Genomic DNA, 22,161 nt, shown 5'->3' on the forward strand with positions numbered 1-22,161 from the left:
CAGTAAAAGCGGCCAAACGGGTGCTGCCACAGCACTAACGCATAGGAAAAGCGCGATACAATCGCGTCCCCCGCCCGTCTCGCGTTACCAACGCGGACGAGCGGGGCGCTGCTCATAGTGAATGGTGAAATAGGAAATCAGGCCGGTACCATATCTTTTTTGGCCCGGTTCCAATGCCGGTGCTGGGCAATGGATTCTTTGAAGGCGGTGAAGAAGTCACCCGAGTACGAGTCGGCCTTCACTACGCCATTATCGCTTGTGCTACCGTCGTCGAACGGTCCTCCGCTATCATCGGGCGTATTCAGGTTGACGCCCCGGATTGAGCTGGTCTGGAGCAGTTTGATGCCCTCCGCCGTGGCCCCGATGGGTTTGCAATGTTTAAACGCTTCGTTGATGAAGTGGATGGCGTCGCCCTGCATCCGCAGTTTTTCCACGCTGTCTTCCCCACCGGCCACATATACGGCATCGTACAGCACGGAGGCCGTGGTGGTGAAGGTTTTGTCGATCTTGACCTCATCCAGGTTCTTTAGCTTGCCCAGCCTGGTGGATACTACCTCGCCTTTGGCTCCTTCGGCTTTCAGAGCGTTCTTCAGGCTGACAATCTGCTCTACATCCGCTCCCTCGGCTGCCAGGATCGCTATCTTCCGGCCTTTGATAGAATCCTTTTTGGTGTTTTCCATACTTAACGCCGGCGAGCGCTCTACCGTTTTGCGGTTCTGCCAGATCCGTTCCCGCTGCGCCCGCAGGTCCTCCTGTATCTGTTGTATGTCGTGGTCGGGCAGCGGGTCAAGGCCGAGGCCTTCGGCTACCTGCCGTGACAGATCAGCATCCACATGGGCAATCAGCCGCACCATGCGCTCCTGGATGTCCATGGTCTCTACTTTCCCTAGTTCAAACAGGAAGGCTTCGAGTATATGCTTTTTTTCGACCGCCGACATGCTGTTATAAAACAGGGTAGCCTGGCTGAAATGGTCACGGAATCCTTCGCCCCGTGTCCGGATCTTCGGCCCCTGTACGTGTTCCGGATAATGAACATAGCCGTTTTCTTCTTCGGGAGCCATCTTCGGGTGACCGTCGGCCAGCGAGTTCGGGAAGTAGTTGACGCGCCCTTTGTTGATGGTCTGGCGCATATAGCCATCGCGCTGGTTATTGTTCACCTCGGCATGAGGGCGGTTTATGGGGATTTCGGCGAAGTTGGGACCGCCCAGCCGGATCAGTTGCGTATCCAGATAGGAGAACAGCCGTCCCTGCAGCAAGGGGTCGTTGGTGACGTCGATACCGCTGACAACATGGCCGGGATGGAAGGCTACCTGCTCGGTTTCGGCGAAGAAATTGTCGGGATTACGGTCGAGCGTCATCTTGCCGATGATCCTGACCGGCACCAGTTCTTCGGGCCAGAGCTTGGTGGCATCCAGAATATCGAAGGCAAAATCATCCGCCTGCTCTTCCTCGATCATCTGAACCCCGAGTTCAAATTCGGGATAGTTGCCCACTTCGATGGATTCCCACAGGTCGCGCCGGTTAAAGTCCGGATCTTTACCGGCAATCTTCTGGCTTTCGTCCCAGACCAGTGAGTGCATACCCGCCACCGGCTTCCAGTGGAACTTAACAAACCGGCTCTTGCCCTCATCGTTGACGAACCGGAAGGTATGCACCCCAAAGCCCTCCATCATAGCTAAACTGCGCGGCAGCGCCCGGTCCGACAGCACCCACATGATCATGTGCATCGACTCCGGCATCAGTGAGATAAAATCCCAGAAGTTATCGTGGGCCGCCGACGCCTGCGGCATTTCGTGGTGGGGTTCCGGTTTGATGGAGTGGACCAGGTCGGGGAACTTAATGGCATCCTGGATAAAGAACACCGGCATGTTGTTACCCACCAGATCGTAATTACCATCTTCGGTATAAAATTTTACGGCAAAGCCCCGCACATCGCGCACGGTATCCGGAGACCCCCGGAAGCCGACCACCGTAGAGAACCGGACGAAGACAGGGGTTTTTTTGCCCGGGTCCTGGAGAAATCCAGCCTTGGTATAAGCTGTCATGGGCTCGTATACCTGGAAATAACCGTGGGCTCCGGAGCCACGGGGGTGAACGACCCGTTCGGGTATCCGTTCGTGGTCGAAGTGCATCATTTTCTCCCGGAAGTGGAAGTCCTCCAGCAGGGTAGGGCCACGATCACCGGCCTTAAGGCTGTCGTCGGTGTGGTTGATGCGCACACCCTGATTGGTGGTGAGGTACTGTTCTTCCTTATTCTGGTCGGGAGAGGGCTTCTTGTTGTGTTCCATAACGTAGACTGGGGTTTATCGAGTGAGTTGTCGGGCAGATTTGGTCGATGCTGCCTGTTTAAATAACCCCCTCTATACGTTATAGTTATTAGAGTCTTATTAGAATTATTTTATTACCGGGCGTTTACCGTTTCTGACATTGGCACACACTTGTGTTATTGAAAGCGTATAACTTGCATAAGTTTCTTTACCCATTATTGTAAACGACTCGTCCGATGCCTTCCCCCAAAACAGCTTTGATTCTTTTTGTTTCCCTTGGGATGGTCTCTTTTTATGACATTAATAATAGTAATACTACTCGTGGGTCTCAGGGCAATGAAGCTGCGGTAACCGATTCTACTGCCGCCGGCAAACAACTCGCTTTGCGGTACTGTGGGACCTGTCACTTATTTCCTGAGCCCGGGTTACTGGACAAGAAGACCTGGATTACCGGCGTTCTGCCTAATATGGGGATGCGGCTTGGGATTAAAATACCCGGACAGGATACACTGAAACCGCTCTCACCCGAGGAAGAACAAGCCGTTAGCGCCCTGAATATCTATCCCGAACAGGCCGCGCTGTCGGTGGCCGACTGGCAGAAGATTGTCAGCTACTACGAAGAAAATGCCCCGGACGATCCATTACCGCAAAAAACGCATGCTTCTATTACCGGTCAGCTTCCCTTATTCAGGGGGAAGGCCCTCGTGCTGAGCGACAAACCGGTGCCGCAGACTACCTTGTTAAAATTCGACAAAAAGACCGCTCAGCTTTACATTGGTGATGCCCAGAATGCCCTGTATGTGCTCGACGGCCAGTTTAAACCGAAGGATACTTGGTGGATTGACACCCCGCCTACCGATATAGACTTTCCCGAAAATGCCCCTCCCCGGTTGCTCACGATTGGTATATTTCGTCCGTCGGACCAACAGTTGGGCCGCCTGATGACCCTGGAACGGTCGGCGAAAGCAGGCCAATCCAGGCCGGGCCACGAAGGGCCGGGCCAATCCAGGCCGGAATCTGCGCCGATTAATATTCGGGGATTGCCCCGGCCTGTCCAGTTTGCCTCCGGCGACCTGAACGGCGATGGAAAGGAAGATGTTGTGATCTGCGGTTTTGGTAATAATGCAGGAAAGTTGTTCTGGTACGATGGATTTGATCCCGCTAAGGAACATGTGCTGAAAGCGGCTCCCGGTGCCCGAAACGTTATCATAAGAGATTTTAATCGGGACAACAAGCCGGACATTATGGTGCTGATGGCTCAGGCGCGCGAGGAAGTGTCTATTTTTTATAACCAGGGAAAAGGAGAGTTCAAAGAAAAAACGGTGTTGCGGTTCTCCCCGCTGTTTGGCTCCAGCTATATCGAACTCGCTGATTTTAACAAAGACAACTTTCCGGACATTCTGCTGGCCAATGGCGACAATTGGGATTATTCGGCCATTCACAAAAACTACCACGGGATACGCATTTACCTCAACGACCGGAAAAATAACTTTAAGGAGGCCTGGTTTCACCCAATGTTTGGTGCCAGCAAGGCCATTGCCCGGGATTTTGACAATGATGGGGATCTGGACATTGCCGCTACGGCTTTTTACGCCGACCTGGAGCAACCGGAACAGGGCTTTATTTACCTGGCCAACGAAGGCCGGTTTACCTTTAAACCGTTCAGCACCCCCGAGGCTGCCACTGGCAAATGGTTAACGATGGAGGCCGCCGACTTCGATCAGGACGGCGACATTGACCTGGTGTTAGGCTCCTATTTCCATTCTTTTGGCGAAATGACCCAGTTACTCTTTAAAGGTATTACGACGTTTCCCCAACTGCTGGTGCTGGAAAACCAGAGGAAATAAAATTCATTCACAAAAAGAGGCAAACCAATCGGCTTGCCTCTTTCCCATCACCTTCACCGTAGTTAAGGTACCTTATTTAACATCCCAGAAAATCTTGGTTTTCAGATTATCCGTTGCCTTAACGGCGGCATAATTAGCCGCGTTGTAAGTGATTTCATTGCCCGGAACGGTAAACCGGACCGGAGGCAGCGTTTGATTATTGGCGTTGTCAACCTGGAAACCTAACACCGGATAATCCAGCCGGCGAATGTCGGCCCAGTTTTCCAGGGGCTGAACCAGGTTGTAGTGCAGCCATTTCTGGGTAGCAATCAACTTTAGTTTATCTGCGCTGGTAGTGGCACCGCTCCAGCTTACGCCACTGCTGGCAATATACTCGCTGATGGAAGCCGCTGTGGCCGGAGCCGGTATTGTAGAACCGGTAATACCTGTCGCATTGGTCTTCGCTAATATACCATTGTAGAATTCTACCGACTGGGCAATGGCTGTTTCATAGGCCGTTTTGGCTGCAGCATCATTTCCGGATCGTAAATAGTACTCTGCTTTAATCAGGTTTATCTGCGGAGCATTGATCAGTATACCAGGGAAGAACTGGTTACGGCTCAGGGTAAAGCGGTTGTAAATAGCCACCTGACCGGAATTAAAGAGCGTGGTCTGAGCCGCTTCCGTGGCCAGGGGATCAATACCAATGTACTTACCGGCTGCATTGGCACCTGGCTCAAAAAGAATCGGCAGACGCGGATCTTTATTGGCATTCATATTGTCAATGATTGCCTTGCTGGCTGTGTTTCCAAACCAACCCGCCGACTCTATACCATCCTGGAATCCTTTCGAATTAATATCCGTGTTGATATCATACACGTTGATCTGGATGTTCTGCGCGTTGGTTTCAACAATCGGATAGGTCGAAGGGTTACCCAGAATCTCAGCCATTTCGGTATTCGCTCTGGCCTTAAAGCTTTCGACATCCGATACCCGGTTCAGCACCCGCAACCGAAGTGAGTTACAGTACCGCTTCCAGGCCGTGATATCGCCCTTGTTAAGGAAGTCCTGCGTCTGGAACGATTTCTGATAACCGGCGTTCAGGGTAATTCCATTTAGCTCAGTGGCAATCCGCTTGAGGTCATCCATCAGGAACGCATAGATGCTTTCGGCGGTATCAAATTTGGCAGCCGACGCATTGTAATCGCCACCATTGGTGCTGAGCATCCCCGCTGAACTAAAGGGAATAGCACCAAACAGGTCAACCATTTTCTGCGTATAGTCGTACACATAAACCGCAGCCGCCAGCATGAATATTTTGCGGTCGGCCTGCTGATCGGCTGGTTTTGCCGCGTATACTTTCTGCAGTTCACGGTACTGAGCCAGCATATTGTAATAGTTGTACCAGACGTCTTCCATCCCTGAAGAACCCGGCACATACTGCCCGGATGAATTGATCCAGCCGGTTGCCTGATTGTAATGGTTCAGGGAGGTTCGCAGCGTCACAAAGTAGTACCGATACCCCGGCAGTATGTAATCCCGGGGAGCGAACAAAACACCCGTAAACTGTTTTTCAACGGTCGTTTCGGCAATCTTGGACGGATTCGGATAGGCTTCCGTAAACTCAGACTCCTTACACGATACATTAGCAAACAGCAGCCCGGCTAAAAGGAGAGAAGATATTTTTTTCATGTTCATGATCGCGTTATGATTAGAAGCTGGCCCGTAGCATGACACCCATGGTGCGGAACGATGGGTTGTTACCAGCGTTGTTAATGTTATCTACCCATCTCGTACCCGCGTTGGTTTGTTCCGCATCCAGATCCTTGATGGTCCGGTAGAAGAAGAACAGGTTCCGGCCAAACACCGACAGCGTCAGGTTCTGCGTGCCAATTCTACGGGTAAGACCTGCCGGCAACCGGTAGCCCAGCGAGAGTTCCCGCATTTTGACATAGCTGTTCTCCTTGACGTATAATTCGTACCGCGAGTTGCTGTATTGAGGACCTCCCCAGTTGTAGGTGCTGTTGTAATACACCGCCTGCGAGACAATGTTGGTGTTTTTCTCACCATTAGCCAGCACGCCATCCATCAGCATACCATCGTTGTAAACTTTCTCCCCGTTGGGTCCGGCATTGCCCGTTGTCGGAATACCTTTGCCGGCTGCATCCTTGTAGTAGCGAAGTCCACCGTGTTCGGCATCCATGGCCGTAAGGCTTTCCTCGGTCAAACCGCGTGATGTTAACCAGTTGATACCCGTCGGCATGATGTGGCCGCCGTACCGGAAGTCCACCACCGCGTACAACGATACCCCTTTGTAGTCAAAGCTGTTGATCAAGCCGCCCGTCAGTTTGGGCATGGCGTTACCGGCCTTGATCCAGGTGTTGGCGTCCAGTTGGTAAATGCCATTCGGGCCTACAATTTTTTGTCCATTGGCATTGGTCAGGATGGGATGCACATAAATATCGCCCATCGGCTGCCCAACTACCGACCGTAACTGAGCTGCGTTTCCGTCGTAGTCAGCGTGTAGCAACTCGGTTGAGTTATTGGCCAGTTTCTCGACCTTATTCATGTTGCGGGCCAGGTTCAGGGTCAGATCCCAGTTCAGTCCGTTGGCATCCTTGGCTTGTATTGGCGATACGTTTAAGCCCAGTTCCAGACCCTGGTTTCTCAGGGTACCGATGTTCGCCAGAATGGTTCTTGCTCCCGAAGTGGCCGCAATGCTCAACGGCAGGATCTGGTCTACGATCTGGGCGTTGTAATAAGACAGATCGACGCTCAGCCTGTTTCTGAATAGCCGGGTCTCCAGACCAAACTCGTATTCGCGCTTTTGCTCAGGGCGAATACGGTCGTTGCCATAATCGCTGCTGATGTTCGTATACAATACCGAGCTGCCACCCGTTTGCTGAATCCCCAGGTTACCCTGGTTGTAGGCATTGTTTGCACTGTAAATCAGGGGGTAGTTACCTACAATACCCCAGGATGCTCTCAGTTTAGCATAGCTGATAGCTGTTGGCAGTCGGAATACATCACTCAAAACCAGGCTGGAGTTTACCGATGGGTAAACGAAAGCGTTGTTGCCCTTCGCCAGCGTTGAGGTGCGGTCTCTGCGGATGGTTCCTTCAACAAAGAAGAAATTCTTGTAATCGAAATTCACGGTACCTAAAAACGCATCCCGCAGGTAGCGGTCGCGGCTGGTATTGCTGTTGGCGGTATTCACCGAGGCCGATACGTCGAAGAAGTTCTCAGTACTTAAACCACCGTTTGTCGACCGGCTCATGAACGTGTTCAGCATCTTATTAGCCGTGTAGCCTCCCTGTGCCGTTACCGCAATATCCTCGTTAATAGCATGGGTATATCTGAGCAGAATGTCGGTGTACACATTGCTGTAGAGATTGTTATTCATGCCGAAAGAGCCTGAGTACCCAAACGCAAGCGGGATGGCGCTGCGCTGCTTATCTTCGATCCGCTCCGAGGTAAGATCGGTTCCTACCCGGCCTCTCAGCATCAGGCCTTTGGTAATATCCCAGGTCTGGGTAGCACTGGCGATTACGCGGTTGCTGTATTCGTCGTAGGTATTGGCGCGGGTGCTCCACACATAATCAGCGATGTCTGTCTTGAAGCCATTCCGGATAATGTTCTCCTTAGGGGTCAGACTCTGGTTGGTTCCGGTCACATACCGGTATCCCTGGCTGGTCTGGTATTTATTGAAGTACCAGTCAGCGGCTTCGAAGCGATTCATCATCCCCGTAAAGTTGTTGATCATCCGATCTACTTTATACGGACGATTGTGCGTATACTGATTGATATAGTTAACCGTCAGATCCGTTTTCAGCTTTGGACTGGTGTTAAAGCTGGTCGTCAGGTTCATGATGTTCCGTTCGTTTTTCGCGCCGTAGCTGATCATGCCATTATCCTGCCGCGTGTATGAAAAACGAACGTTTGCGTTATCCATCACTTTGGAAACGGCCAGGTTGATGTTGGCACTGTTCGCATTCTGGAACAAATCGGCATAGCTGTTGCCGGAGGGTGAGTACGGCCGGACTACGCCATCGAAAGCCATTACCGGCTGACCGTCAAACTTAGGGCCGAAGTTAACCGTAGCGTTCAGCAGTCCGCGGGTATCACCCTTGCCGTCTCCATCGGTATCGTAGTAGATAAATCCATTGTCATCCTGACCGCCATTGGCGTAGTTCAGCATATAGCCGGGACCTCTGACATTCTGGTAGCGGGGCAGATAGGCAATTTTGTCGACGCTGTAGCTGGCCATGAAATCCACACCCAGCCCTTTTTTGCCTTTACCGGTTTTGGTAGTCACCAGCACTACCCCGTTTACCGCTTCGGAGCCGTAGAGCGCAGCCGCCGACGCACCTTTCAGGATTGAGATGTTTTCGATATCGGCCGGGTTCAAATCCAGGATACCGTTACCGCGAATGCGCTGATCGCCCCAGTAATCGTTGTTGCGAGTTTCGCCGTTCCGAATGGGGATACCATCCATAACGATGAGCGGCTGGGTATTGCCCGTGATAGAGGCCAAACCGCGGATGCTGATGCTAACCGCACTGGTAGCACCACCGGGCGTGGAGTTTATGGTTACGCCAGGCGCTTTCCCATAAAGGGCTGTTGCGAAGTTCGGGGTCGCTGTTTTGATCAGGGCTTCATTGTTGACCACCGCGGTAGCATACCCCAGCGCCCGTTGCTCTTTGGCAATGCCCAAAGCAGTTACAACAACCTCGTTTAGTGTTTTGTCATCGTCGGCCAGGGATAGGTTAATGGTGTTATCGTCACCGACAGTAACTTCCTGTGAAGCGAACCCTAACGAGCTAAATTGCAGTACATTGCCTCTCTGCGCGCTAAGGCTGTAGTTTCCGTTGGCATCTGTAACAGTTCCTTTGTTGGTTCCTTTAATAAGGATGTTGACGCCGGGCAGGCTTTCCTTGTTTTTATCGGTCACCTTTCCGGTGATGGTCTGCTGAGCCAAGGCAAGCTGGCAGCAGAACAAGAGCAAGGTTGCCAAAAAAGTAGATTTACTTCTGCATTCTCTCATCGTTTAACGGTTTACAGTTAATTTAACACAATGATTATATATTTTTAAAATAAATCAAAATATCTGTTCTTTTTTATAAAAAAATATAATCAAATACAGGAAATATTAAGGATTAAAGCTAAATACTCCTGATTGCCTGGATACAGTTTTTAAAAGTTATACGTTGGGCTGTCTGAAATGTAATTTATCAAACTGTTAAAATTCAGCGGTTTATCTATATAGATGTGCAAATTTTTTGATCCCCCCTGATGGGCTATCAACTTATGAGAAAAATGCTATTGATATATTTTTGATGATTATTAGGTAATTTTGTTTATATTTTTCCATCTTTATGTCTATTAATTAAAATATTTTAAAATTTGTTACCTGGTAGAATAGGTGAAGCGCTTTTGCGGTATGGTAGTATTATTATACAAAAGGTAGCTTTTCATATATAAGGTATCCATCGACGTTTTTTCTTAACCATGTTGACTTCCATAAAAGCATCTAACGGACCAGTTGCCACAGACGGAGAGTCTGTTGTAAACCTTAAAAAGGGCAGGATGAAGCGCAGCATTCTCCAGCAGCTTTACTTAGTCGGCACCGTCACCATTGCGCAACTGACGCGGGCGCTACACGCGAGTGTTCCCTCTGTTACGGCGCTGATTGAGGAGTTAATGCTGGAGAAGTGGATTGTAGACGTGGGGACGGCCGATGCCCAGTTTGGCCGCAAGCCGGCACTCTATGCCCTGAACAATGAGGACCGGTTTGTGCTGGTGCTGGATATTACCGTTCATGATACCAAGATTTTCATTTTTAATTGTCGGAATGAGGTTATCGTCCGGCGGGATACTCCGCTTGGGTTAGAAAATAATCCCGCCTTTCTGACTAATCTGCTCGGCAGCGTTGATCTGGTACTCGACGAAGCCTCGGTCCGTTTAGAAGAGATCGTCGCGGTTGGAGTCTCCATGCCTGGGTTGGTCGACCCAGACAACGGGGTTAATCATACCTATCAGAATCTCAGCCCGAACCATTCTTCGCTGGGTGAACAGCTGGAAAAGCATTTTGCTCGGCCGGTTTATCTGCTGAATGACTCCAAAGCAACGGCCCTGGGCGAACATCGCTTCGGTCTGTTACGGGGAAAACGTCACGCTTTATCCATAAATATCGACTGGGGTGGGATGGGATTAGGCGTTATTCTGAATGGGGAAGTCTTTCAGGGCGCATCGGGCTTTGCCGGTGAACTGGGGCATATACCCGTTAAACCGGATGGTGACCTTTGTCAATGCGGTAAGATTGGTTGCCTGGACACCATAGCGTCGGCGACTTCTGTGGTTAAACGGGTAAAAAGCCAGCTACGGGAAGGTCAGATCTCCCGGTTGGCCGACATGGATATTGATCTGATCGACATCCGAACCGTTATCGACGCAGCGAATTTCGGAGATGCGTTTGCGATTGACCTGCTTCACGACCTGGGTAAGGAATTAGGCAGGGGTTTGTCAATGGCGGTTCACCTGTTTAACCCGGAGGCCATTGTCGTGAATGGTGTTCTGGCCAAAGCCGGCAAATTCATCAGTAATCCCATTGAGCAGGTCATTAACAAATACTGCTTTGCCGACTTCCGAAATAACTTATCGATCAGTATGTCGGAACTGGGCGAAATGGCCAAGCCCTACGGCGTACAGATCTATGTGATGGAACATGTGCTTGATAGTCAATAAGAAGATGTATAAGAGTGTATTACTGCCAACCTTGCTGGCCGGCAGCCTCCAGGCACAGGCACAGGAATACCCTGCTGAACAAATGCCCGATTCAGGTGAGCCGCGTTCAGTTGCCGGTGTATAATGAGCGCTATACCAGTGATCACCTCAGCGCCTATTTCGCCTGGACAAGCCCGGAAATCGCCCGCCCGGCGGACTAAACCAAGGCCTGACGCTCCAACCAAGATTGCCATTTATGAAACACAATTTGCTTACCGGCATAGCCGGCCTTCTGTTGGCGACTACGACACTGGCGCAGCAGCATTCCGAACAGAACCATGCTAAATACGTGCCACCGAAAGACCCCCTTGTTCAGCAGAAGCTGAGCCAATGGCAGGACATTAAATTCGGATTGCTGATGCATTGGGGTACCTATAGTCAGTGGGGCGTTGTAGAGTCATGGTCGCTCTGCCCCGAAGATGAAGGCTGGTGCGAACGTCGTGGTCCCTATGCCGCCAACTGGTACGAATACAAGAAAGCGTATGAGAACCTGCAGACCACGTTTAATCCCACGAAGTTCAACCCCGAACGCTGGGCTGAAGCCGCCAAACATGCGGGCATGAAGTACGTGGTCTTTACCACCAAGCACCACGATGGCTTCTGTATGTTCGATACCAAACAGACGGATTATAAAATCACCAGTACCAAATCACCGTTCTCCACGAATCCGCGTAGCAACGTGGCTAAGGGGGTGTTTAATGCGTTCCGGAATCAGAATTTCATGGTGGGGGCTTACTTTTCTAAGCCCGACTGGAACACCCCAACCTATTGGGACCCGTACTTCCCGCCTAAAGACCGGAATGTGACTTATTCGCCCAAACGCTACCAGGACCGCTGGCAGAAATTCAAGGATTTTACCTACAACCAGATTGAGGAGCTGATGACTGGCTATGGCAAGGTCGATATTCTGTGGCTGGATGGCGGCTGGGTACGCCCGGCCAGCACCATTGACACCACCATTAGCTGGCAGAAGACAATTCCCTACGATCAGGATATTGATATGGCCCGTATTGCCCGGATGGCGCGCAGTCATCAGCCGGGTTTGCTGGTAGTAGACCGCACCGTGACCGGCGAGTTTGAAAATTACGTTACCCCCGAACAATCGATTCCGGATCAGTACATGCCCATACCCTGGGAATCGTGCATGACCATGGGGAATTCCTGGTCGTATATTCCAAAAGAAAACTTCAAGTCGGCTCACCGTCTGATCCAGACGCTGGTGGATATCGTCGCGAAGAATGGTAACCTGTTGCTCAACATCGCTCCCGGTCCCGACGGGGAATGGCATCCGGAAGCGTACCAGCGCCTGCAGGAAATCGGCCGGTGGATGGCGACTAACGGAGAGTCGATTTACGGCACCAAGCCCGTAGCGCCCTACCGGCAGGGCCAGTGGGCCTACACCGAAAAAGGACCGGTTACCTATTTGACGTATCTGCCAAAAGAGGGGGAGCGCTTACCAGAGACAATTACCCTGACAAACCGGTCGGCCGGGTCAGGCGCTAGGGTCACCCTGTTGGGGTATAACAAGCCACTGAACGCTCAACGGAAGGCCGAAGGACTGATCGTGTCACTGCCGGAAAAGGCGCGTCAGCAATTCGCTGGTCAACCAGCGTGGGTATTTAAAATGGAGCAAAAATAAACGGCTCTGCACCCGCCGTCATAGCTTCCGGAGAGGCAGCGCAAACCATCGGGTCCTACAAACGGGCGTGTTCAGCAAAAGGGGGCTAATGGCTGTCCCCTTTGCTGAACACGCTCCTGTTTACCCGATAATCGACTGAATAATCCGCAGGGGAGCCAGGGCCTGCTCGGGCTGGCTGCGGAGGCTAGGGCTCAGGTCGTTAACGGCCCGTTCCAGCATATAGGTTTCCAGCATCATCTGCAAATCGGCTTTATCAGTCGGGAGGATGGTGTTGTCCTGGATGGTCATCAGATAGCCTTCCATAAAAAATCCGCACATGTGGTGCGCCCATAAATCGGCAAAGGGCAGCAGCGGCCGGATTTCCTCCTGCGTTACCTGATGCGTGGTGAAGAAACCCTCATAGGCTACCTGATAAAAGGAGCGGATCATGGCGGCTACATCCCGCAGGGGAGAACGCTTCAGCCGTCGTTCGCTATACGGCCGGGTTGGGTCACCGCCAAAGTTGGTAATGGCCACATCCTTCCCGGTGAACAGGATCTGCTGAAGCCGCATATTCCCGTGAATCCGAATTTTGACAACGTCCAGCTTTTTGGCATAAATCCGCTTCAGGGTTTCCAGAATATCGTCTTTGCGGTTCGAAATCGTTTGTATTTCCTGCCGGATGTGGTCCGGCAGCCTCTCCAGACCCCGGGACATGACTTCGTAACTTTCCCGCACCTGCGCCTGCATGGACGAGAACAGCGACCGCTGGTAATGCAGTGAGAACTCTTCGGGCGTAAAATCCCGGTGGTTGGTGCCGGCCGCCAGCGCCCGGTGCAGTTCGGCCAGTCGGATGCCCATCTGCCAGGCCTGACCGGCTGCGTGGGCACCCAGCAAATCCCGGAGGTGTTCGGGCAGGTCGTCAAACGGCGTAGGGTCGATCAGCGAACCGATGTGCTCGTCGGGGCGCAGGCTTTCGCGATCGCGGGCGAGGATCCGTTCGATAAAGTTGTTCAGCCGTTCGAGCATGAAACTGCGGCCATCGCCGTGGTTCTCCACCATTTCCTGCACCATCCCAATCTGTACGGCATCCTTCTGGAACTGCCATTCAATAGACCCGAAATACCGGGGTGTATGGGCAAAGGAAGCCTGCTCACACAGGAACCGGCTTAGTTCGACGTCGGGGTTTACGGCCCGGTCTACCTTGCGGTATATTTTCAGGAAGAAGCGGTTGTCATACGTAATGGCGGTATAATCCCGCACCACCGGGTAGAGACGCGAGCGGATTTCTTCGGTAGCATCAACAATCTCGCCTAAATCCGAACTGTCCGTAAAGACCAGCGTACTGTTAGACAGGGTAAGCTGCTTATTGGCCAGCATATTGGTTAGCAGCATTTGCTGGAACCCAACGGTAAACAGAGCATCGCACAGTAACCCTTCCTGATCGCCGACCCGAAGCTGAGCGATCACGGCCTGCGGACAGTTGTCGCCAATACTGCGGGCTTCCTGCTCCTGCACAAACGTGACCGGCAGCAGGTAATTTTCGGGTAGCCCGCTCTCGTAAGACACCTCCAGCAGCAGCATGAAAACAGGATGCTCCGTCATAGGTATGGTTGCCTGTTCGCTGATGCGGAGACTGAAAATACTGCGGCCATTACCGGCAAACCAGCTTGATTTGCGCAGAAAAGCCGGGAACAGGCTGCTTTCCAGCCGGCTGCGGTTGCTATTGCTCAAGAGGTCTTCCCAACGGTCCAGGGTTAGCTCCGGCAGGGACTCCTTCGCGTCGGCTTCGCTTCTGACTTTCTCCAGCAAAAACCACTGGAACTCGTGGGCGCTGAGGGTAAAGAAATACGGCCGGTCTTCGCGGATGGCGGGGAACCGGTTCCGGCTGAACACCTCAACCGGTACGTACCCACCGAAGTTGCTCAGCTCAATCTCCGCCGGCTGCGAAAATTTTGAAAGGTTTACCACAATCAGCAGCGTCTCGTCTTCATAGGTACGCGTGAAGGCCAGCACCTTTGGATTCTCCACGGGCAGGAATTTCATGTCCCCCCGGCTGAAGGCCTTATACCGCTTGCGCATGGTAATGATGTGCTTCATGAACCAGAACAGCGAGGAGGTATTCCGGCGCTGCATCTCCACGTTTACCGACTCATAGTGGTACTCCGGGTCCAGAATAATGGGCAGGTATAACTGGTGCGGGTTGGATTCCGAAAAGCCGGCATTGCGGTCGGGTGACCATTGCATAGGCGTTCGGACGCCGTCGCGGTCGCCAAGGTAAAAGTTATCGCCCATCCCGATTTCATCGCCGTAATAGATCACCGGCGTACCGGGTAGTGAAAACAGCAGCGAGTTCATCAGCTCAATGCGCCGGCGGTTATTTTCCATGAGCGGGGCCAGTCGGTGCCGGATGCCGAGGTTGATACGCGCTTTGGGATCTTTGGCGTAGACCTTGTACATATAGTCCCGCTCTTCGTCGGTCACCATTTCCAGCGTCAGTTCGTCGTGGTTGCGCAGGAAGATGGCCCACTGGCAGACCTCGGGGATCTCGGGTGTCTGGTCGAAGATGTCCGTAATCGGGTAGCGGTCTTCCATTTGGAGCGACATAAACATCCGGGGCATCACCGGGAAGTGGTAGTTCATGTGGCATTCGTCGCCATCGCCGAAATACGAGGCCGAATCTTCGGGCCACATATTGGCTTCGGCCAGGAAAGCAATGCCAGGGAACCGTTCGTCAATATGTTTCCTGAGTTTTTTCAGGAACGCATGGGTTTCCGGCAGGTTTTCGCCGTTGGTCCCTTCCCGCTCAAACAGATACGGCACGGCGTCGAGCCGGAAGCCGTCGACCCCCATCGCGCACCAGTAGTCGAGTATTTTAAAAATTTCCTCCTGCACCAGCGGACTGTCGTAGTTAAGGTCGGGCTGGTGGTGGAAGAACCGGTGCCAGTAGTACTGCTGCGCTACCGGGTCCCAGGTCCAGTTGGAGGCTTCAAAATCCTGGAAGATAATCCGGACGTCTTTGTACTGGGTAGGGTCGTCGCTCCAGACGTAGAAATCCCGTTCGGGCGAGCCTTTGGGGGCCTGTCGCGCCCGCTGAAACCACGGATGCTGGTCGGAGGTGTGGTTGATGACCAGCTCGGTAATGACTTTCAGATTACGCTTGTGGGCTTCGCTCAGCAGCTGTTTAAAATCAGCGATATTGCCGTAGCGGGGGTTGATGCTGTAATAATCGGCGATGTCGTAGCCGTCGTCGCGCAGGGGAGACGGGTAAAAGGGCAGCAGCCAGATGGCCGTTACGCCCAGTTCCTGCAGGTAATCGAGTTTTTCCAGGAGGCCTTTAAAATCACCAATGCCATCGCCGTTGCCGTCGCGGAAGGCCTTGATGTGTAACTCGTAAATGACGGCATCTTTATACCAGTGAAGCTTATCGTCCAGAACAGGTTTGTTGTCTGCCATAACGGTTTGGAGCAGTTTTCTTAGGTTGAGCGAAAGGAGTTTGTACCGGACAGATACCGGTAGCGGAGATCAGCACAAACTGATCGTTACGTATGATAAACTGATGGAAGCGGTGTTTGTTACAGGATCTGTGGACCGTTCCCCGCCTGGGGCAGCCATCGTTGGCAGTGACAAACTGACGAAAAAGCACTAAACGTGACAAACGGTAAACTAATGCTGACTTTAAATGAAAAACCTCTTTTTGTGAAGGAACTGTAAAGCCAGGGCCGCTGTTAATTTGGGACTAAGTAGGTAATTAATAGAAAATTTTAATGCTTCTGCCTACCTAACGTATTAGTTTTTATCCCGAGGGTGCTTTTGTGAATAACGGAAAGGCAAATCACACTTTCTGCTGAATTATCTCTTCATAACAAAACATGCAACGAAGATCCGCATTAAAAAACCTGGCGGTGGCCTTTGGGGGACTGGTGAGTCTTCCGGCCTGGGCTAACGGCTGGACCCCGGAATCCATCGGACAGGTTTCGACTTTATCGGCTAATCAGGAAGCGTTACTGGCTGAAATCGTGGAAACGATTATTCCGGAGACTAACACTCCCGGCGCCAAATCACTCAAAATTCACCAGTTCGCGTTGCGGGTGATCAACGACTGTTACGGTGAACCCGCCAAGGCTGCGTTAACAAAAGGTCTTGCGGCAGCGGAAGAAACGGCCCAACAAACCTTTACGAAATCCTTTATGGCCTGTGATGCTACACAACGAAAGGAGGTTTTTGCTAAGCTGGGCAACGATCCTGATGAGGAAACCAAACGATTTGCCGGACTGATCAAAAATGTTACCATCCAGGGGTATATGAACTCAGAGTACTACCTGGTCAACGTGGCCAAGTACGTTATGGCTCCTGGCTTCTATCACGGCTGCGTGCCCGTTCCGTCCCGCGCACTGACCGATAAAAAATAGTTTAAAACTGTTTCAGGTTTCACGTTTCAGGTTGCTGACGCGAATAGGCTGCAGCGTGAAACCCAGAACCTGAAACGTGAAACCTGAACACGAATGTCTTATCTAAACATAGATTCCATAAAAGACCGCACGTTCGACGCCATTGTGATTGGCTCGGGCATTAGTGGCGGCTGGGCCGCCAAAGAACTGACCGGTGGTGGCTTGAAAACACTCGTGCTTGAGCGGGGTCGCGACGTAAAGCATATCCAGGATTACCCTACGGCCATGAAGCAGCCGTGGGAGTTTGAACATGGCGAACAACTGACGAAAGAATATAGAGATGCCAACCCCATCGCCAGCCGGTGCTACGCCAACCGGGAAGATGCGTCGCATTTCTTTGTCAAGGACGCCGAGCACCCATACGTGCAGGATAAGCCCTTCGACTGGATTCGGGGCTACCAGGTTGGCGGTAAGTCGCTGATGTGGGCGCGGGGTACGCAGCGGTGGTCGCAGTACGATTTTGAGGGACCCTCCCGCGATGGTTTCGCCGTGGAGTGGCCTATTGGGTACCAGGATATAGCGCCCTGGTACAGCTATGTCGAAAAGTTCGCCGGTATTTCGGGTAACAAAGACGGATTGCCACAGTTGCCCGATGGCGAGTTCCTGCCCCCACACGAGCAGTCGTGCGTAGAGAAGCATTTTACTGAGCAGATGGCGAAGCAGTACAAAGGTGCCCGGCCAATCATCATTGGTCGCTGTGCGCACCTGACCAAGCCGCAGCCGATTCATTACCAGCAGGGCAGGGCTCAATGCCAGAACCGCACCCTCTGTCAGCGGGGCTGCCCGTACGGTGGGTATTTCAGCAGCAACTCGTCGACGCTGCCCTGGGCGGCTAAAACGGGCAAAATGACCCTGCGTCCAAATTCCGTAGTGCATTCCATAATCTACGACGAGAAGAAAGGCAAGGCCTCCGGCGTGCGGGTGATCGACGCCAACACGAAGGAGGTAACGGAGTACTACGCCCGTGTCATCTTCGTCAATGCCGCCTGTCTGAACTCGAACCTGATTCTGCTGAACTCGACCTCGAACCGGTTCCCGAACGGGCTCGGCAACGACAACGGTCTGCTGGGTAAGTACATGGCGTTCCACAACTTCCGCACGACGATTTCGGCCGAATACGAAGGCTTCCTGGATGTGACCAGCGAAGGCAACCGCCCCAGCAGCAGTTACATCCCGCGTTTCCGCAACGTCTTCAAGCAGGAGACCGATTTCCTCCGGGGATGGGCCGCCGGTTTTGGCTCCAGCCGTACGCTCGACATTGACCGTTCAGGGCTTGGCGAAGACCTGAAGGCCAGTCTGATGGCTCGTAACCTGGGCAACTGGCGCGTCAGTTCGCACATGATGGGCGAAACCATTCCGAAAGAAATCAGTACCGTATCGCTCGATAGCAGCCTGACCGACCCCTGGGGTATTCCGCAGTTGCGCGTATCCATCGGCTACGACGACAATGATGAGAAGATGATCAGGGACTTCCACGAGTCCATGACCGAAATGCTCACCGTCGCTGGATTCAAAAATATTCAGACCAACGACAGGCCCGATAAGGCTCCTGGTCTGGATATTCACGAGATGGGTGGCGTCCGGATGGGTAAAGACCCGAAAACGTCGATGCTGAACAAGTGGAACCAGTTTCATAACTGCAAAAACGTGTTCGTGACCGACGGTGCCTGCATGACTTCGACCTCAACGCAGAACCCCTCGCTCACGTTTATGGCCATCACGGCCCGGGCGGCTAATTATGCCGTGAGTGAAATGAAGAAGAAGAACTTGTAGCTACTACGCCATTACATTGCTCGTCCGCGTTTGTAACGCGAGACGGGCGAGGTGCGCGTCTGTGACGCGCGTTGTATGAGAAGCTGGAATCGCATTACAAATGCGCACCTCGCCCGTCTCGCGTTACAAACGCGGACGAGCAACGGCAATGAGTGAGCCTGCCCTTCAAAAGGCAGGCTCTTTTTTTGTCCGCTCCGGTGTCCATTAAAAAAAACTTATAAACGTTTTTATCGCGTTTTAGTAAGCCAGAGATGGGTATTTTTGCTTAATGATGAAAATAATACCCTTCCTTGTTTTCTTCTGCTCATTAAGCTCGGTCCGGGGACAAAACACGGCCGTACCCGATACCGTGGAATACGCCCGCGCCAGAGCTTATGCCAATGACTTTGCCGAAGCTGACCGGCTCCTTTCGCTTTATACCCTAACGCACAATGATATCAACGCCTACCGGCTCCACGCGCAGGTGCTGTATTGGATGAAGGCATACAGCCGGGCAGAGGCTGTTTATGAAACGGCCCTGGCTACCTACCCGGACGTTCCTGTGGTGAAGCTGGATTACGGACGGATGCTGTTTGAACTGGGGAGGATGAAACGGGCAGAAGACCTGCTGAACGACTACCTGCCACACGACCCGCGTCATGCCGAGACGCATATGCTGCTGACGTATGTTGACCTGTGGCAGGGCAATAGTCAGGCCGCCCGGAACCGAATTGCTCAATTACGGTTATGGTACCCCGACAACAAAGACATTGAAACGCTGGCCGGCACCGTTTACGCGCAGACCGGCACGACGTTCCGCGCCGGGTGCAGTTACCGGGCTGACGATCAGCCGCTCCGCAAGGTAAGCTATACGCTGGAAGCGGGCCGGGCGGATACCTGGTGGTTCTCACCGGTGGTGCGGTTCCGGATGGACAATTTCACCGTATCGACTACCACGTACACCACCCAGTGGCTGCAGGCCGGCAATACGGTGACGCTGGGGCGTATGGGCCTGACCGTGCAGGGATCGGCGGGTTTGTTCACGGCCCGGTATCCGGGTAAAAAGAATGGCACCGGGGCTGGTGATCAGGCGGTGTCCGAACTGACCGGGAGCCTTCAGGTGACGCAGAAACTGACGCCTTCGCTGTTTCTGGAACTGGGTGGTGACCGACAACCTTACCAGTATACCATCGCCAGTATTCAGACACCCCTGCTGCCGTACGTTGCCCAGGCCTCCCTCCGGTTGAACAAAGCCGATGCCTGGCTCGGTAAGGCGGGCTATGAGGTGCAGCAGTTTAGGCGCACCGGCCGGGTAACCACCGCGTACGGCTGGCTACTGGCCCCCCTGCTGACGACTAAACGGGTGGACCTGAAGGCGGGCTACGCGATCACCTACACGGATGCCGACCGGAGTACGTTCGTACCGGCGCTGTCACTCAACTCCATTCTGACAAATTATAGGCCGGATACCCCAATCAGGGGTGTGTATGATCCCTACTTCTCCCCGGCCAATCAACTGGTCAATGCCCTGCTGGCATCGGCCAGGCTGAGGGTCGTGAAGGGGGTGGAACTGTCGGCTAAGGCTAATGCCGGTATCTGGGCGTCGGCTGGTAACGCGTATCTGTATCTGGACAACGGCCCCGGCAACACAGTGGTACTGAATCGGGACTTCGGGACAATGCGGTACCATCCGGTAGTGCTGGAGGGTGACCTGCGGGTAACCTGCAGCCGGCATATCAGCCTGCAGGCTTCCTATACCTATAGCAGTCTGTTTTTCTACAAAAGCCATCAGGCGAGTGTCGACCTCAAATACCATTGGTAGCATGAACCGGGATCAAACAAATTTATGGGCTTACCGACGGGTACCCCGCACCGCCAGCTGGCAGAAATTGGGCCTGGCGGTGCTGGTGACGGCCGGTTTCGTCAGCCTGGTATACCTGTTCGACTGGTGGTTTCGGGCCGCCCATGTGCATTCGGTCCCCTGGTTCGTGGTCCTGTCGCTTATTTTCTGGTGGGGGCTGATCCGGATGGCGGTGCTTTGGATCAGTTACCTGCGCATCAGCCAGCCCAGGCCCGTGGCTGCGCAAGCGGGGTTACGGGTAGCTATTTTTACGACCAGTTCGCCGGGCGAGCCGCTGGGTATGTTTGAGAAAACACTGGCCGCCTGCGCCCGCATCCGGTACCCCCACACTACCTACCTGCTCGACGACACTGGCGATCCGCGTTACCGGGAGGTGGCCGAACGATACGGGGCCTTCTGGCTTGAACTGACCGGACTGCCGGGGGCCAAAGCCGGGAAAATCAACGCGGCCCTTCGGCAAACTACCGAAGAGTTTGTGCTGGTGCTCGACCCCGACCACATTCCCTTTCCCAATTTTCTCGACGAAGTGCTGGGGTATTTCGACAATCCCAGGGTCGGCTTTGTCCAGGTAGCGCAGGCCTACTATAATCAGGAGCGTTCGTTTACGGCACGGGGCGCGGCCGAGCAGACCTACGGCTTTTATGGTCCCACGCAGATGGGCATGTACGGGCATTCCTGCGCCGTAGCAATCGGGGCCAACTGTACCTTTCGCCGGGCGGCCCTGAAGAGCATCGGTGGGCACGGTATCGGTCTGGCCGAAGACCTGGTTACGGCCATTCGGCTGCATGCCGCCGGGTGGACATCCGTGTATGTACCCAGTATTGTGAGTCGGGGGCTGGTGCCCGAAGATCTGGGCTCATTCTGCAAACAGCAGCTCAAATGGGCGCGGGGGGTACACGAAGTGCTGTTCGCCGAACTGCCGCGACTCTGGCCCCGGCTGTCGGGCTGGCAGCGGCTTTCGTACCTGACCATCGGTACCTACTACTTCTCGGGGGTAATCACGCTGCTGTTTCTGCTGATTCCGTACCTGTTTTTGTGGTTCAGGGTATTACCGGCCAGTATGGATTTCTCAGAGTTTCTGGCGAACTGGCTGCCGGTGGCCGTGACCGGCTTCAGCATCTACCTGTATGTGCAGCAGTGGCTGTGCCATCCGTCGACCGAACGGGGGCTGCACTGGCGCGGTATGTTGCTGAAGTTTGCCTGCTGGCCGGTGTTTTTCCGGGGATTCGTGCTGGCTCTTCGAAATGCCGACATTCCGTACATACCAACCGCCAAGCAGGCGGTAAAAGGCTTTACGCACTTTGTCCGGCCGTTGCTGGTGCAGCAGCTCATCTTTGCCGGTACGCTGGTCGGTATTGGCATCAAGCGAGGTTTTTACACGGCCGAAGCCAGTTTGTCGCTGACCAGTGGCGAAGTCTGGGGGATGGTGCTGTTTGCCGCCATTGCCTGTCTGGCGTCGTTCGGTGGGGTGTATGCCGCCTGGCAATCCACCCGACCAGCTCCCGGCGACCCCTGGGACACCGTTAACCCGGCAGGTATCGACGTATCGGCCCGCCCGTCGGAAAACCTCAGAGATCAACCCGAATCACTTGTAACGCATTAA

At 53.3% G+C, this 22,161-nt stretch carries 11 protein-coding genes; 7 read left to right on the forward strand and 4 right to left on the reverse strand.

All coding sequences use genetic code 11. The features are described from left to right. Positions 1–137 precede the first annotated feature (137 nt). The gene (locus ABD949_RS25915) at positions 138–2,288 is read right to left on the reverse strand and encodes a catalase (RefSeq protein ID WP_345248525.1); all 2,151 of its coding nucleotides are present in this window, start codon (positions 2,286–2,288) and stop codon (positions 138–140) included. 215 nt (positions 2,289–2,503) lie between these two features. On the opposite strand from ABD949_RS25915, the gene ABD949_RS25920 reads away from it, so the two are divergent. Next, the gene (locus ABD949_RS25920) at positions 2,504–4,114 is read left to right on the forward strand and encodes an FG-GAP repeat domain-containing protein (protein ID WP_345248527.1); all 1,611 of its coding nucleotides are present in this window, start codon (positions 2,504–2,506) and stop codon (positions 4,112–4,114) included. Between the two features lie 72 nt (positions 4,115–4,186). Here the strand turns inward: ABD949_RS25920 and ABD949_RS25925 are convergent, their stop codons facing one another. Continuing rightward, the gene (locus ABD949_RS25925; protein WP_345248529.1) at positions 4,187–5,785 is read right to left on the reverse strand and encodes a SusD/RagB family nutrient-binding outer membrane lipoprotein; all 1,599 of its coding nucleotides are present in this window, start codon (positions 5,783–5,785) and stop codon (positions 4,187–4,189) included. A gap of 19 nt (positions 5,786–5,804) precedes the next feature. Then, positions 5,805–9,137, reverse strand: coding sequence for a SusC/RagA family TonB-linked outer membrane protein (locus ABD949_RS25930; protein ID WP_425576811.1), 3,333 nt, complete (start codon positions 9,135–9,137; stop codon positions 5,805–5,807). A gap of 542 nt (positions 9,138–9,679) precedes the next feature. Here ABD949_RS25930 and ABD949_RS25935 point away from each other — a divergent pair. Beyond that, positions 9,680–10,837 (forward strand): ROK family protein, encoded by a 1,158-nt coding sequence (locus tag ABD949_RS25935; protein ID WP_345248533.1) that lies wholly within the window; start codon positions 9,680–9,682, stop codon positions 10,835–10,837. Positions 10,838–11,072: 235 nt separating this feature from the next. Continuing rightward, on the forward strand, positions 11,073–12,515 hold the full coding sequence (locus ABD949_RS25940; RefSeq protein WP_345248535.1) for an alpha-L-fucosidase: 1,443 nt from the start codon (positions 11,073–11,075) through the stop codon (positions 12,513–12,515). 120 nt (positions 12,516–12,635) lie between these two features. On the opposite strand, the gene treS is transcribed toward ABD949_RS25940, so the two are convergent. Further along, complete coding sequence (treS, locus tag ABD949_RS25945) at positions 12,636–15,950, reverse strand: maltose alpha-D-glucosyltransferase (RefSeq protein WP_345248537.1); 3,315 nt, start codon at positions 15,948–15,950, stop codon at positions 12,636–12,638. 416 nt (positions 15,951–16,366) lie between these two features. On the opposite strand from treS, the gene ABD949_RS25950 reads away from it, so the two are divergent. The 4 genes from ABD949_RS25950 (at position 16,367) to ABD949_RS25965 (ending at position 22,161) form a co-directional block, all read left to right on the forward strand. Continuing rightward, positions 16,367–16,906 carry a gluconate 2-dehydrogenase subunit 3 family protein gene (locus ABD949_RS25950; RefSeq protein ID WP_345248539.1) on the forward strand — a complete coding sequence of 180 codons (540 nt, stop codon included), beginning with the start codon at positions 16,367–16,369 and terminating at the stop codon, positions 16,904–16,906. Positions 16,907–16,999: 93 nt separating this feature from the next. Continuing rightward, the gene (locus ABD949_RS25955) at positions 17,000–18,718 is read left to right on the forward strand and encodes a GMC oxidoreductase (protein ID WP_345248541.1); all 1,719 of its coding nucleotides are present in this window, start codon (positions 17,000–17,002) and stop codon (positions 18,716–18,718) included. 268 nt (positions 18,719–18,986) lie between these two features. Continuing rightward, a complete protein-coding gene (locus tag ABD949_RS25960) occupies positions 18,987–20,519 on the forward strand; it encodes a tetratricopeptide repeat protein (protein WP_345248543.1) in 1,533 nt (510 codons plus the stop codon). Between the two features lies 1 nt (position 20,520). Next, entirely contained in the window at positions 20,521–22,161 is a 1,641-nt protein-coding gene (locus ABD949_RS25965; protein WP_345248545.1) for a glycosyltransferase family 2 protein, read from the forward strand.

Source organism: Nibrella saemangeumensis (genome assembly GCF_039541915.1).
Taxonomy (GTDB): Bacteria; Bacteroidota; Bacteroidia; order Cytophagales; family Spirosomataceae; genus Nibrella; species Nibrella saemangeumensis.

Bases quoted from the DNA above. Each gene is read 5' to 3' on its own strand.
- ABD949_RS25915 (WP_345248525.1), bottom strand. From the start codon at position 2,288: ATGGAACACAACAAGAAGCCCTCTCCCGACCAGAATAAGGAAGAACAG.
- ABD949_RS25920 (WP_345248527.1), top strand. From the start codon at position 2,504: ATGCCTTCCCCCAAAACAGCTTTGATTCTTTTTGTTTCCCTTGGGATG.
- ABD949_RS25925 (WP_345248529.1), bottom strand. From the start codon at position 5,785: ATGAAAAAAATATCTTCTCTCCTTTTAGCCGGGCTGCTGTTTGCTAAT.
- ABD949_RS25930 (WP_425576811.1), bottom strand. From the start codon at position 9,137: ATGAGAGAATGCAGAAGTAAATCTACTTTTTTGGCAACCTTGCTCTTG.
- ABD949_RS25935 (WP_345248533.1), top strand. From the start codon at position 9,680: ATGAAGCGCAGCATTCTCCAGCAGCTTTACTTAGTCGGCACCGTCACC.
- ABD949_RS25940 (WP_345248535.1), top strand. From the start codon at position 11,073: ATGAAACACAATTTGCTTACCGGCATAGCCGGCCTTCTGTTGGCGACT.
- treS (WP_345248537.1), bottom strand. From the start codon at position 15,950: ATGGCAGACAACAAACCTGTTCTGGACGATAAGCTTCACTGGTATAAA.
- ABD949_RS25950 (WP_345248539.1), top strand. From the start codon at position 16,367: ATGCAACGAAGATCCGCATTAAAAAACCTGGCGGTGGCCTTTGGGGGA.
- ABD949_RS25955 (WP_345248541.1), top strand. From the start codon at position 17,000: ATGTCTTATCTAAACATAGATTCCATAAAAGACCGCACGTTCGACGCC.
- ABD949_RS25960 (WP_345248543.1), top strand. From the start codon at position 18,987: ATGATGAAAATAATACCCTTCCTTGTTTTCTTCTGCTCATTAAGCTCG.
- ABD949_RS25965 (WP_345248545.1), top strand. From the start codon at position 20,521: ATGAACCGGGATCAAACAAATTTATGGGCTTACCGACGGGTACCCCGC.